The following is a 13347-nucleotide window of genomic DNA, read 5'->3' as shown; positions in this document are numbered from 1 at the left end:
AAAATTATGCTCTGGAACCAAATTCAACAGGAAGCAACTGTCATTGGCTGGGACTTTTATGGTCCGATCCTTATCTTTGTAGCTTTGATCGCGCTTGGCGTGCCTGTCTGGGCTTCCATTGGTGCGGGTGCCGTGACCATGCTGGTCTTCTCGGAAGTCCTGCCCTTGTCACTTCTGGGCGAAAGCCTGTTTGACGGTATTGACCATTTTGCACTGACAGCGGTACCGCTTTTTATTCTCACGGGTGATGTGCTCGTACGCACCAAACTCAGTCGAAAGTTTCTGGATGTTGCGGAAGCTCTGACGTGTTGGGCGCGTGGCGGCTTTGGATCGGCGACGGTGCTGGTCTGCGGCATGTTCTCCGCCATTTCCGGATCGGATGCAGCCGGTGCTGCAGCGGTCGGGCGTATGACGATTGCGCGACTGGTGGAGTCCGGTTATCCACGTCCCTATGCCTGCGCACTTGTTGCCGCCGGGGCCTGTACCGGAATTTTAATCCCACCCTCCATTGCCTATATTGTTATCGGTCTGGTGCTGGGTATTTCTGCCTCTACCTTGTTCCAGGCGGCTCTCATTCCCGGCATCCTCATCCTGCTCTCCATTTTGATCACAAACATCGTGGTCAATCGGAAATACGCTTACGAAGGCGGCGGCATGATCACGTTCAACGAATGGTTGACCAATGTCGGAAGCGCGCTGGCGCGCGGCTGGTATGCCTTTCTTGTCCCCGGCGTAATTTTCTGGGGGATTTTCTCCGGGCGTTTGACGCCCACTGAGGCTGGCGCAACCGCGGTGATGGTCACCATTATTCTCGGCTTTATCCTGGGCACTTTGAAACTGTCTGACTTTCCCAAGATGATGGTGAGTTCAGCCAAGGTGAATGGAATTATCCTGCCAATTGTGGCCATGTCCCTGCCATTGGCGCAGGCTATGGCGGCACTGGGTGTCCCGCAGGGATTTGTGTTTGCAGTGACATCAATCACCGAAAACCCCTATGTATTGATCCTGCTGATGATCGGCATTCTGATTGCTGCCGGCTGTGTTATGGAGACAACGCCGAACATCGTGATTTTGGCCCCCATCCTGAAGCCTTTGGCTGATCAGATTGGCATGAACGAAATTCAGTTCTGCATTATGATGATCACGGCACTGGGTGTTGGTTTCATTACACCGCCATTGGGGCTAAACCTGTTTGTAGTATCTGGACTTACAGGGGAGTCGATTTTGAAGATTGCAGCACGTGCAATTCCCTTCGTATTCTTCATGCTCCTGGTGGTGCTACTGATCGCATATGTTCCTGCCGTGTCCACTATGATGCTGCCCGATATTTATAAGTGAGACCCAATATGACAATTGATTATCTAAAGAGAGCCGACCGGAAATCCACAGACGATGCTGGCGATGTGAACGCCACAGTGAAAGCTATTCTCGATGATATTGAGGCTGGCGGCGATGAGGCGGCACGGCGATATGCTGCCAAGTTCGACAAGTATGACGGCAATGTCGTGCTGACCCGTGATGAAATTGATGCAGCTTCGGCGAAGGTCTCGCAGCAGCTGAAAGATGACATCCGGTTCGCGTGGGATAATGTGCGGATTTTTGCCGAAGCTCAGAAAGAGACGATCAAGGACACACAAGTTGAATTGCGCCCCGGCCTGATTGCCGGACAAAAGGCCATTCCGTGTCAGGCAGCCGGGTGCTACGCACCGGGTGGTCGCTACAGCCACATAGCTTCGGCGCTGATGACTGTGACAACGGCCAAGGTTGCCGGTTGCGGGCACATCACTGCCTGCTCACCGCCACGGCCGGAGAAAGGCATTGCCCCTGCGATTATTTACACTGCGGATCTGTGCGGTGCTGACAGCATTCTGGCGCTTGGCGGCGTTCAGGGAATTGCTGCCATGGCGTTTGGGCTGTTTGGTCTGCCAAAGGCGGATATTCTGGTCGGACCGGGCAATCAGTTTGTTGCCGAAGCCAAGCGGATTCTGTTTGGCCGGGTCGGGATTGATATGTTTGCCGGCCCAACAGACAGCTTGATCCTGGCGGATGAAACCGCTGATCCGCATATCGTGGCGTGGGATCTGGTCGGGCAGGCGGAGCATGGCTACAATTCACCGGTTTGGCTGGCGACGACACACAGGGCGCTGGCTGAAAAAGTCATGGAATTGGTGCCGAAATACATAAGTGAGCTACCTGATTTGAACGCCCAGAATGCAGCTGCGGCCTGGCGTGACATGGCAGAAGTCATGGTCGTGCCGGACCGTGAGGGCCTGGCTCAGGTTGCTGATTCAATTGCACCAGAACACCTTCACGTGCAGACGGCAGACACAGATTGGTTCCTGGGTCGACTGCAATGTTACGGTTCGCTTTTCTTGGGCGAAGAGACCACGGTTGCCTTTGGCGATAAGGCCGCAGGGCCAAACCATGTTCTGCCAACTTCCGGTGCTGCACGCTATACAGGCGGTCTCTCGGTTCATAAATATATGAAGCTGGTGACATGGCAGAAAGTAACGCGTGAGGGCTCCAAGGCTGTTGCAGAATCCACGGCCCGGATTTCACGGCTGGAAGGTATGGAAGGTCACGCGCGTACGGCTGATATTCGTCTGGAGAAGTATTTTCCCGGTGAGAAATTCGACCTGACGGCAGGCTGACCATATGCCTGATATTTTCAATGTTGAAGGTAAGATTGCCTGCGTGACCGGGGCCAGCTCCGGTATCGGCAGGGCGCTGGCGAGTGCGTTGAGTGATGCGGGTGCCAATGTGGTCGGGCTCGCCCGGCGCGAAGACGCGCTGCGAGACTGGCAGTCGGAAACATCCGGAAATACCGCCATTGTGCCTTGCGATCTGTCTGATCCGGCGCGCATGGCGGATGTGGCAGAACAAGCCAGTCAACCCTTTGGTGCGCCCGATATTCTGATCAATGCTGCCGGTATCAATACAAGACAGCCTGCAGATGATGTCACACTGGATGGCTGGCAAAAAACGCTTGATCTCAATCTGTCGACACCGTTTTTTCTGGCAAAGGCTTTGGTGCCTGCCATGCGGGCAAAGGGCTGGGGCCGCATTATCAACTTTGCATCGCTGCAAACTGAACGGGCCTTTCCAGGCGGCATTGCCTATGGAGCCTCCAAGGGCGGCGTTGGCCAGATGACCCGTGCAATGGCCGAGGCCTGGTCGTCCTGCGGCATAACCACCAATGCGCTGGCACCGGGTTTCTTCCCGACAGAGCTGACGGGGCCGGTGTTTGATAACCCGGAACTGGCAGCGCGCAATGCGGCGCAGACCTGCATAGGCCGCAATGGAACAATGGCCGATCTGGTTGGGCCAACCCTGTTCCTTAGCTCTGATGCAAGCGCTTATGTGACAGGCCAGATTTTGTTCGTGGATGGAGGCTTTACCGCCAAATGAAGGCACTGGTTTACAACGGGCCGGAACAACTGGCTTTGCAGGACATGCCCGATCCCCTTCGTGCAGATGATGATTGCCTCATCCAAATTGAGCATGTCGGCATTTGCGGATCGGATATGCATGCCTGGGCAGGCCACGATGAACGCCGCCCTGCGCCGCTTATTCTGGGGCATGAAGCGGCAGGTCTTGTCATTGAAGGGCCTTTGAAAGGTCAGCGCGTCACGGTGAATCCGCTTGTGTCGTGCGGCGCTTGTTCTGCTTGTAAAAGTGGACGGGAAAATCTTTGTGCCCAGCGCGAGATCATTTCCATGCCGCCGCGACAGGGCGCTTTTGCTGAATTACTGACCATGCCGACAACTAACCTGGTGGTCATTCCAGACGGGTTCTCGACCCAAAAAGCATCACTTGCCGAACCTTTGGCCTGTGGCTGGCATGCTGTGCGTTTGGCAGGCCGCGTTCTTGACGGACCGTTATCAGACGCCAGTTGTCTGGTTCTTGGTGGCGGCGCGATTGGTCTTGGTGCCGCATTGGTGCTGGCTGCCAAGGGCGCGCCTGATATTTGGGTTGCGGAAACGAATGCGGCGCGGCGCGCGATTGTTGCGCAAAGCGGCCCATTCAAAGTCTATGATCCGATCTCTGAGCCCGGACCGGATGCGGTTGATCTTGTGGTGGATGGTGTTGGCTTTGAAGCGACCCGCAAAGCCGCATTTGCCAAAGTGAAGCCGGGGGGCGTCATCAGCCATATTGGCCTTGGCTCCGCCAGTGGCGGGGTGGATGTGCGACGCGCGACGCTTCAGGAAATTACCTTTATTGGTACCTATACCTATACCCAGCAGGATTTCCGGGATACGGCGCACGCAATTTTCGACGGTGATCTGGGATCTCTCGACTGGCCTGATACAAGACCCCTCAGTGATGGTCCTGCAGCCTTCGACGAGATCAAGTCCGGGCAGGCCGCCGCGCCCAAGATCATTTTGGTGCCTTAGGATCGCAATGCATTGGACGCCGTGCCGCAAGCCCGGACTTTTTAGACGCCGCGCCGCAAGCCCGGAACTTTTAGACGCCGCGTCGCAAGCCCGGAACTTTTAGACGCCGCGTCGCAAGCGGCGGGCTTTCATGGCTTCATTGGCTTCCGGAGTGCCGTCGTGGAATGATCCGAACCATTTGTCCAATGGCACCATTCCATCTGAGTAATTCACCTCGAAATATTTGTGATGCAGATAGTGTGCATAGTAGGACGCATCTACACTTGCCCCGTCGTCCGAGACCACAATGCGATCAAACCCGGTGTGTCCCTGTGCCGGGGCGACACCCAGGCGCGATGCCAGATTGATCATATGAATCGGGTGGGTCGGGATGAAAAAGAACAGCAGAATCGTGGAAAAATACAACACATGCTCAAGGGGGTGCATGGAAAGGCCGGACCATGGCCCGGGATTGGTGTTGCGGTGGTGCAGCTTGTGAGCAATGCGGTAAAGCGGTGGCCAATGCAGCAGACGGTGGGCGAAATAGAACCCGACCTCGTGAATAAGAGGCACCAGAAAGAAGAGCGCGATAAAGCCGACAGGGTGATCGCCAAAGCTGACAAACGGGATCATGCCATTTGCATAGGCCCATAGCAGCAGCACTTCATAGGCCGTCCAGATTGGAACACCACTGGCAAGCGACCAGAACATATTGTCGAGTGTCTGATTTTTGAACAGGAAGACCGCGGAATCTTCCTTTGGCCAGTTACGGTTATATTTGAAGGTCGTATTCTGCTTGCGCCACACATAAAGCCACAGGTGCCAGGCGCCATAAACCGCTAGCGCCAGCACATAATTGCGGGCAAGGATCAAAGCTGCCCAGCCAAATGAAAAGGTCTTCATGGTTTCAAGGGGCGGTGTCAGGAACATCCAGATAAGAATGGCCGCGATGGCGTAGAACACATTCCAGGGAAACAGATAACCGGGAAAGCCAAAAAACCATTTCAGCAAAACTTTTGGCTGTGGCGGCCAAGTGAAAGCCGGACCATAGCTGACGGGTTTGTCCGGTGCCCAATTGCCACGGGCATCCTCGCTTCCAAATTTGGCCTCATTATCCATCGCGCTTTCCCTCATTGTTTTGAGCAAATTAACATAGGGCGTGCGTGGCTCCAAGAGCGGTGGAATTGGTGATGTGTCGCGCCGAAGTCATTTTGGGAAATTCACAGTGCGTGCCTTATGCGGTCAATTCCTCCAGACCTTTTCTTATCCTGACCTTGATTAAACCAGCGGTCTCTGCCTCTTTGGCTCGCTTCAGCAGCGCTTGAGCTTCTGCATGATATTCCTCATATTGGCGCGCCAAAATGACGAGCCCGGTATAGGATCAGGCGCGAATGAGCATGGAAGGTTTGTTTTTCGGACCGTTTCAAACCAACACTTCAGTTTAACCAATTGATAGCTTTAAACAGAAGTGTTGGTTTGAGGTGTTACAGTTGCTTAACGCACCCAACACATACTCCGCCACAACTGTTGGGGAAACATACTTATGACCATTAAACGTTGCATGTGCAGGGCCTTTGGCAAACCTGCCAGATCACTTTTGCATCCCATGCGGAGCGCGACCAGATTGTCGTTGGGTCTTTAGCCTGCCCGGTTTGGTCGGCTGGGTCTGCCTGGCATGTCAGCAAGCTCAAGTGCAATGATGACTTATAAGCACCCTCACCAATTGCCCAATACAATGGATCCGTTCGCTTTGGCGAGGCGGTTGAAAACACCTGTCTGGGTTTACGATACAGATAATAATAGTATTGCGTTCGCAAATGAAGCCGGCTGTGCGATCTGGAAGGCTGAAAATGAGGCAGAGCTGAAGGCGCGTAATCTGGCTGATGGCATGTCTTTAACTGTCGCCAAACGCCTCCGACAATATCAGGCTGACTTTCATGAAAGCGATGCCGAGTTCTCGGAGTTCTGGACAATCTATCCCAATGGCGAGCCAGTTACAGTCAAGATTCAATATACAGGCTATGTCCTGCCAGATGGCCGCATGGCCATGATGTGCGAGGTTACCGGGGAACGCGAGGAAGAACCAGAAACCTTGCGTAGCACGGAAGCCCTTTTGCATACCGACGTCATGATTACGCTATATTCGATTGAGGGTGCTCCGCTTTATATGAACCCTGCGGCACGCAATGCATTACCTGCCAATGTGTCCGGGTTCGGTGACCTTTTTTGTCAGTTTGAAGACTTTTTGCATATGCAGGCTGACTGGGAAGCGCGTGGCGCGAGCCAACGTGTTGCAAGAATGAGCACCTCATTTGGGACAAAATGGTTTAATCTCAGCGTCAAGCGCTGCCTTGATGCGGCGACCGGTGACAGCGCGCTTCTGGTGACTGCTGTTGATGTGAGCGAGCTGAAGACTGCAAGAGACAAGGCGCGGTATCTTGCAAGTCGCGACCAGCTTACCGGATGCTATAACCGCTCATTCATGCAGCTGGAGCAGGAGAAAATCAGCGCAAATTCAGAGGCAAATGGTGCAAGCCATGCGCTGTTGTTTCTGGATGTTGACAGGTTCAAGCTGGTCAATGATTCCTTCGGGCATGAAGTCGGGGACAAAATCCTTCAGACGTTTGCTCTGCGCATGCAAACGCAAATCAGGCAAACCGATATTCTGGCCCGCATGGGTGGTGATGAATTTGTCGTACTGATCAAGGATATGAAAGACCAGAACTCGCTTCATGACACACTTGATGCGATCCGTTCAGAATTGCTCAGGCCTGTCGATTGTGGGTCCATTCAATTGAATGTGACGGCAAGTATCGGGGTCGCAATGTTTGATAGCGGTGCCGAGGGAAATTGGTCCGAAACAATGAAGCAGGCTGACATTGCGCTTTATCACTCCAAGCGGTCCGGCAGAAATCGCTATACGATTTTCGGCAAGGAATTGGGTGCTGAAGTGCTTGAGCGCAGTTGGCTGGAAGTTGAAATTAAGAAAGCCATCGAGAAAAAGACGTTCACACTCCACTTTCAGCCGCGCCTTGATATTAAAAAGGGGAAGGTTCTCTCCGCAGAAACCCTGTTGCGCTGGGACCATGCAGAGCGTGGTTTTATTCCGCCTGATCAATTCATTCCGGTTTGCGAAGAAATGGGCGTCATCGATGAGCTTGGTGCTTTTGTGCTCAAGCGTGCCTGCAGACAATTGGGGGTATGGCATCGCCAAGGGTTTGACATTGACCTTTCCGTGAATGTGTCTCCAAAGCAGTTTGAGGACCCGGATTTTGTGTCCTTGTTTGAGAACATGGCAGCGGAAATTGACTTTCCAACCAGTCGTCTGGAACTGGAAATTACCGAAACGTCCTTGTTTGGTGATGATGCCGAAGTTTCTGAAAAAGTCCGCCGTATCAACGAGCTTGGATTTCGCCTCGCCCTTGATGATTTTGGCACCGGATACTCCAATCTGGTTCATATTTCCCGGTTTCCGTTGAAATGCATCAAAATGGATAAGAGCTTTGTTCAAAAGCTGCCCATGACGGGGCCGCTGCTGAAACTCATTCTCGCTCTTGCCAATCAGATTGGTGCAACCACTGTTGCTGAGGGGGTTGAAACACACGAACAACTCAATTGGCTGATGTCCCAAGGCTGTGATCAGGTCCAGGGCTTTTTGTTCAGTGAGGCGGTTTCTGGCGATGAACTGGCAAACAGATGCATTGAAATTGAACGTAGTTTGCGAAAAGTCGCCTGACAATTGGTGGCTGTGATTTCTGAATAACCGGACCAACGGATACTGCAGGGTGGGAACAACGCATGCTGCAATCTATGCAGACAGAATGGCGGTTGAAACACACACATACTGCTTAACTGGTTGTTGGGATCGTAGCTGTTTCGTGCTACGCCTCAAGAAATAGTAGTTTGGGGACATCATGAACGCCAGTAAGACAAGCTTTTTTTCAACCGTGTCATTAGTTGCGATAATCGGGGCATTGAGTTTTCCCGCGCATGCGATAGATAATCTGGATGTCTGGGGTGGGCCCTATTTCGCGCTTGGTGGGGCAGGTAAGTTTGCGCGCGGTGAGAGCAGTCCTGAAGCCTATGGTTTTGCTGAACTTGGTTATGATTTTTCTGTTCCGAATAGTGAATTTGTGGTTGGTGTTGTCGGCAACATTGACCTTGGCAGCATCGAAGAAAATCACAGCAGAAGATACGATTACAGAATTGGTAACTCCTGGGGTATCGGTGTAAGAGCCGGCATCAAGCCAATGCATTCGCTGCTCCTGTATGGTGTTGGCGGATTTAATCAGGCTGAAATTTCGGGAGACTGCATCAGCAAATGCCCGAAGGGCGGTTCCGACGATATCAATGAAACCTGGGAAGCAGGTTATTTCCTGGGCGCAGGTGTTGAGAAAGCGTTTTCGGACAATGTCGCTGCCAAGCTGGAGTATCGCTACGAAGATTATGGCGATGTTGAAGACCTCGACGATATGGATTCCCACAGCGTTCGCGGCTCATTGGTGTTCAGAATGGGAAAACACGGCGACGATTACTGATCGTTTGAACCGGTCATTCAGTCAGATGCGTAATCTATTGCAAATGCCCTTTTGTTGATAACTAAAAGCACTGAATCGTCTAATCGTGTGCAACTGACATGGTTGGACGCTTGGGGTGTCGGTTATTTTCATGCAAAGCGCGCGATTGCACATTTCTTTTGAAAGGTCTTGTCGGATTGACCGTTGATACAGATTGGTACGACATCCTGTCATCTTTCAGGGCGGTTGGCGGTATTGCCGACAATGTTGTTTTGCGTGTGGAAAATGGGCGGCGTGGGCTTTTTCCAATAGTACCAGACCAGCCGTTCAAGCTGTTTGTTCCCGATACAGTGCTCGTGGATTCTGACCAATTTGAGTTACGAGGTTCTCAATTGGTTCTGGCTAAGACGGCTGATGTTTTGCCGAAGGTCCGCGCATTTATTGATGATTATAACGCGCGTATTTCCTGGAAGGGTGGCAGGGCAGAGGCCGAAAATTTTCTGGTTGGCCTTTACAAATTACCCGATGAACTCCGAAACCTTCTGAAAGACAAATTTTACTTCAGGAACATTTTTGAAAAGCCGACGGATGCCCAAATCCTGGCTCAATTCATTTCCAGCCGTCATTATCAACACAATGGACGGAATGTTTCATTTGCGTTTTTTGAGCTGCTGAATCACCACCCCAAGGGTTTCTCATTCAAGAGCACTGACAAGGGGGTTTTGCTGAAGGGATCAAGTCAGTCAGAAATACTGGCTTCCTATAATGCAAGCGACGCCTGGACGCGGTTTGTCAATTATGGTTTCCCATGCCGGGAAAGGCGCGCATTCAGCGATCTTTACAGCGTCACGACACGTGATGGTGCGCGCACGATCAATGTCAGGAATGCAACACATGAGACCAACCTTACCGATGACAAATCAAGTGTGCCTCAAATCAGTCAAACCGGCTCGAAAGTAGATATATCGTTTCTGCTGCTTGGAGACCGTGCTGATCCGATGATTCCGGTCAACAATTTCAGAAAACATGTACGGCCAACGCTTGGCAAAGGCTCTGATGAGTTTTTTGAAACGCTTTCCCATATCAACAAGATGAAATTCTGGAAGCTCTACAATATCTGCAGCCGACATAATGGGCCGATGGTTGAAAACATAAAGCTGGCCTGTCAGTTTCAACTGGAGGCATTGAACTTTGCCTGGTTCGGAAATTGGGTTCCAACTGACGATAATTAGCATTCAAGTGCCCCGCCTTTTGCTGCCGCTGCGCTGTGTCGTACGGCTCAGTTGGCGCTGAAAGCCAGGCCTGAAATCTGCCTCTATTGAGAGCTGGAAAAACTGCAGCGCAACTCGGTGTTGGCGGGCACAACACGTTCAATGATTTGCCGCAGAGACCGGGTGTTGTTCAGGATGTCCCATCCGGCAGGGCTGAAGGTTTTTTCGGTAAACACAGCATTCGACAGTAGCGGGTTGGTCAAGGCGTGTGTGAACGCGTCATGAGCGACCATTTGCAGCATGAGATCACCCATAATCTGGTTGGGGCCGTGCTTTTCCGCACACATGCCCACATACCATTCCACATCCTCGATCTCGCCTTCATACAAGTCTTTCAGCTTTGCGGCTATTTCCGGATCATCGTTGATATCCTCAAATGATTTGGCTTCCGAAAGGTCGAAGCGTTTTCGATAGGCGTTGTAAGGCATCAGCCGTGCTGCCCGCATCAGCTTCATTGTGTCCTGTTTCACGCCACGCAGAAACCAGGGCGTGTTGCCGATGATCATTTTTCCGGCTTTTTCATTCGACATATGTGTGACGGCAGCGGCAACGCCCTGATCCATCAACCATTTGTTGTTGTGGCGAAAGGCTGCCGGATTATCCGGCTCTTCCATGAAGGGAAAACGCGTCGGCACAAGACCATGCCACCGATACAGAATATTGAATTCCATATGGATGCGATTGGTTCGATACCATGTTTCCTTTTCGGCCAACCCCGGCTGGAATTCCAATGGCAGGTCCAGCGGTGAAATGTGACGGATGTAATCTGAAATCACGATCTTCAACAATATGACAATCATTGTATTGCGTGTTTTCTGGAAGACCTCTTCATCTTCAAATTCCGGGTGTTTTTTTGCTATCTCGCGTGCAATTCGATTGTGTTCTCGCAGGAAAATCACATTCATCAATGAATTGCCGATAGTTGCATTGGAGTGTTCCAGTCCCGCTGCGAACAATGTCTCATAACCACCGTCATTGCCGCCGGCTTTCAGGAAGATGGAGCGCAGAATTCGCTCATCAGGGTGAAGGTCCTTGAACTCCTCGTGTATTGAAAGCTTCTCACTTTTTGATCCTGGAGCGCGCGCAAGAAGGAATGCCGGATATTCGCCATCTTTGCCTTTCTGTGATTTCAGACACCCATCCTTGTGGGAACGCAGAAGGTGTGTCTGGTCTTCATTCATGCCGTAAATCTGACAGAGATCAATTTCATGATTTGAATCGTTCTTTTTCTCTCGGTCTGCCAGACGCATCAGAGATCCGTCTTTTGCTCTTATGACGGTGCCATCCGATTTCTTGAATTTGAAAGCGTGGGATGTGCGCAAAAAGCTGTCAGTGAACCATTGGGCGAACGATGCGAATAGAAGCGTTGAACGCAAATCGTCAATTTGTGTGCCCGGATTATCCGCATCCGGCCCGCGCATAAACATGTCAACAATACGATCGGCATCGGGCTGTTTTCGGTGTCCATATTCCGGGTCGACACCCAGGTGGCGGGCAGTGAACCTGCGGTCTATCAACCCATTCCACGATGTGTAATCCGCAGCCATTGTGAAGGCATGGGGTCGGGGTGCCGTATTACGTCCAAATCGTCGGAATGCGGCTCTGCTGATCGATTTTTTGATGAGATCAATGGAGATCAAATAGGCCCATGCCTTCGGGAATTTAGATTTGAACCACAGCGCCAGACTGGTCAACGGAACAAATTGGAAAAAGATGCTCAATACGAATTTGACCGTCTCCGACACTATGCCCAGAATGTTTTGGAGAATGTCTTTTGCAAGCTTGGTCAGTCTTTCCAACACGCTCATTTTCCATCTCCCAAACTCAGGCCGGTCTCATGAGTGCCTGCGGATTTCTCTGGCTGCCGTTAAAGAAACCCGACACTGTTTCTCATTTTAGGTTGCATATACGGCTAAATGTCAACTCTGACCCGTTATTAGCACTTTTGCCAGATAGAGTTTCCGGCGTGGTGCCTGCTATGAGCGTTGCTTGATGGGCAGGGTGCAGACAAACGTGTCTGCAAGGGACGGTTTGGCCGTGACATCATCAAAGACTTTGATGTCGCGGCAGATGAACTGGTCCTGGCGAATAATGCCCGCTTTACAGCGACGGAGTGCTCAGAGTGTCTTTTCAGGAATTCAAACTGATATAGTCTCTTGGCGCACAGCCCTTGATGCGCAAGAACTCCCGATTGAAATTGGACTTGGTATTAAAACCGCTGTCATACATTGCGGTTGTTACAGGCTTGCCATCAACCATCTGGCTGCAGGCGTAATCAATGCGAAACCGGTTTATATACCGGGAAATGTTTTCGCCGGTTGATTTGTTGATCGCAGCAGAGAGCTGCTTTGAGGGAATGCCTAGCCTGCGTGACAACCGACCGATGGTCAGATCCGGATCAAGAAACAGTTTTTCCCGCATTATCAAATCCTGAAGTCTGTTTGCAATTGCGACATCTTCTGCGCGGATTTCTGTTGGCTCCTTCACATCCGGAACATGGCTGTCGCTTACGCCTTCAATGCCTTTTGACAGGCTAAGCAGGCCAAGAACCAGCAATGTCAGGGAAGAGAACACGGATACAATCCATGGTCTTAAAGTGCCGCTGCCAAATATCTGATCGGCAATAATCAAGATGTCACTGAATGCCGAGAGCATCAGCGCAACTGCAATTGCGCGCCATATGATCAGCGGTGTCTGGTCTGCATCCAGTTTGGTCAGCAGCAGGCTGTCGCGGCCATTCCACATGCGCCAGATCATGTATCCGCCGTAGCCGATAAACATAGCCGATACTGCGACGTCCAGCGCCACAGGGGCCAGCCAGACGCAAAAGGCGATAAAGGCTGGTCCAAGCAAATGAACTAAGTCGGTTGACCAACTAAGCTGCTTCAAAGCGGAGCTTTTGAACGCAAGATAAGCAAGTGGCGGCACCAGGCTTGCCGTGACTGGTTGAACAAAGTGGAAAACCGTGAAGCCGTAATGCTGGTTTAGGGAAATCACCACACTTTGGATGGCACAGCTTACGATCAGGGCCAAAAACAACCATGATTTGTCACGCACGAACAAAGCACGGACGAAGAGAAACCCCAGTATGAGAGCTACCACAAGCGGGATCGGCAGAACGGGCATAGAATCTCCAAAAGTTTCCGGTCACGCATAGACCGAAAACCGGTTTTACTCGACCTAAAT

Annotated in this window: 10 protein-coding genes; 7 read left to right on the top strand and 3 right to left on the bottom strand. The window is 51.7% G+C overall.

Features of this window, described 5'->3' with window-relative positions; translation table 11 throughout:
* Positions 1–6 precede the first annotated feature (6 nt).
* Genes RAL91_RS23735 through RAL91_RS23720 form a run of 4 tightly spaced genes read left to right on the top strand, consistent with a single transcriptional unit; the run spans position 7 to position 4394 of the window.
* Complete coding sequence (locus tag RAL91_RS23735) at positions 7–1338, top strand: TRAP transporter large permease (RefSeq protein ID WP_306258699.1); 1332 nt, start codon at positions 7–9, stop codon at positions 1336–1338.
* A gap of 8 nt (positions 1339–1346) precedes the next feature.
* Positions 1347–2651: a histidinol dehydrogenase gene (hisD, locus tag RAL91_RS23730; protein WP_306258698.1), complete on the top strand. Its 1305-nt coding sequence runs from the start codon at positions 1347–1349 to the stop codon at positions 2649–2651.
* Positions 2652–2655: 4 nt separating this feature from the next.
* Positions 2656–3408 (top strand): SDR family NAD(P)-dependent oxidoreductase, encoded by a 753-nt coding sequence (locus RAL91_RS23725; protein ID WP_306258697.1) that lies wholly within the window; start codon positions 2656–2658, stop codon positions 3406–3408.
* Positions 3405–4394 (top strand): zinc-binding dehydrogenase, encoded by a 990-nt coding sequence (locus tag RAL91_RS23720; RefSeq protein ID WP_306258696.1) that lies wholly within the window; start codon positions 3405–3407, stop codon positions 4392–4394. Before RAL91_RS23725 ends, RAL91_RS23720 begins: the two co-directional genes overlap by 4 nt.
* Before the next feature lie 99 nt (positions 4395–4493).
* On the opposite strand, the gene RAL91_RS23715 is transcribed toward RAL91_RS23720, so the two are convergent.
* Positions 4494–5492 (bottom strand): sterol desaturase family protein, encoded by a 999-nt coding sequence (locus tag RAL91_RS23715; RefSeq protein ID WP_306258695.1) that lies wholly within the window; start codon positions 5490–5492, stop codon positions 4494–4496.
* Positions 5493–6135: 643 nt separating this feature from the next.
* On the opposite strand from RAL91_RS23715, the gene RAL91_RS23710 reads away from it, so the two are divergent.
* From RAL91_RS23710 to RAL91_RS23700, 3 genes are all read left to right on the top strand, one after another.
* The gene (locus tag RAL91_RS23710) at positions 6136–8109 is read left to right on the top strand and encodes a bifunctional diguanylate cyclase/phosphodiesterase (protein ID WP_306258694.1); all 1974 of its coding nucleotides are present in this window, start codon (positions 6136–6138) and stop codon (positions 8107–8109) included.
* Between the two features lie 178 nt (positions 8110–8287).
* A complete protein-coding gene (locus tag RAL91_RS23705) occupies positions 8288–8911 on the top strand; it encodes an outer membrane protein (protein WP_306258693.1) in 624 nt (207 codons plus the stop codon).
* 176 nt (positions 8912–9087) lie between these two features.
* Positions 9088–10122 carry a hypothetical protein gene (locus tag RAL91_RS23700; RefSeq protein WP_306258692.1) on the top strand — a complete coding sequence of 345 codons (1035 nt, stop codon included), beginning with the start codon at positions 9088–9090 and terminating at the stop codon, positions 10120–10122.
* An 83-nt stretch (positions 10123–10205) separates the two neighbouring features.
* On the opposite strand, the gene RAL91_RS23695 is transcribed toward RAL91_RS23700, so the two are convergent.
* Both RAL91_RS23695 and RAL91_RS23690 read right to left on the bottom strand, forming a co-directional pair.
* Positions 10206–11969 carry a peroxidase family protein gene (locus tag RAL91_RS23695; RefSeq protein ID WP_306258691.1) on the bottom strand — a complete coding sequence of 588 codons (1764 nt, stop codon included), beginning with the start codon at positions 11967–11969 and terminating at the stop codon, positions 10206–10208.
* Positions 11970–12291: 322 nt separating this feature from the next.
* Positions 12292–13287 carry an AraC family transcriptional regulator gene (locus RAL91_RS23690; protein ID WP_306258690.1) on the bottom strand — a complete coding sequence of 332 codons (996 nt, stop codon included), beginning with the start codon at positions 13285–13287 and terminating at the stop codon, positions 12292–12294.
* Positions 13288–13347 lie beyond the last annotated feature (60 nt).

It is taken from the genome of Pararhizobium sp. IMCC21322, from assembly GCF_030758295.1.
GTDB lineage: Bacteria > Pseudomonadota > Alphaproteobacteria > Rhizobiales.
This window is presented reverse-complemented; position numbering and strand designations above follow the sequence as displayed.

What these genes read in the sequence shown, in the direction of transcription:
- RAL91_RS23715 (WP_306258695.1), bottom strand. Translation starts at nt 5,492, where the DNA reads ATGGATAATGAGGCCAAATTTGGAAGCGAGGATGCCCGTGGCAATTGG.
- RAL91_RS23690 (WP_306258690.1), bottom strand. Translation starts at nt 13,287, where the DNA reads ATGCCCGTTCTGCCGATCCCGCTTGTGGTAGCTCTCATACTGGGGTTT.
- RAL91_RS23725 (WP_306258697.1), top strand. Translation starts at nt 2,656, where the DNA reads ATGCCTGATATTTTCAATGTTGAAGGTAAGATTGCCTGCGTGACCGGG.
- RAL91_RS23735 (WP_306258699.1), top strand. Translation starts at nt 7, where the DNA reads ATGCTCTGGAACCAAATTCAACAGGAAGCAACTGTCATTGGCTGGGAC.
- RAL91_RS23705 (WP_306258693.1), top strand. Translation starts at nt 8,288, where the DNA reads ATGAACGCCAGTAAGACAAGCTTTTTTTCAACCGTGTCATTAGTTGCG.
- RAL91_RS23720 (WP_306258696.1), top strand. Translation starts at nt 3,405, where the DNA reads ATGAAGGCACTGGTTTACAACGGGCCGGAACAACTGGCTTTGCAGGAC.
- hisD (WP_306258698.1), top strand. Translation starts at nt 1,347, where the DNA reads ATGACAATTGATTATCTAAAGAGAGCCGACCGGAAATCCACAGACGAT.
- RAL91_RS23695 (WP_306258691.1), bottom strand. Translation starts at nt 11,969, where the DNA reads ATGAGCGTGTTGGAAAGACTGACCAAGCTTGCAAAAGACATTCTCCAA.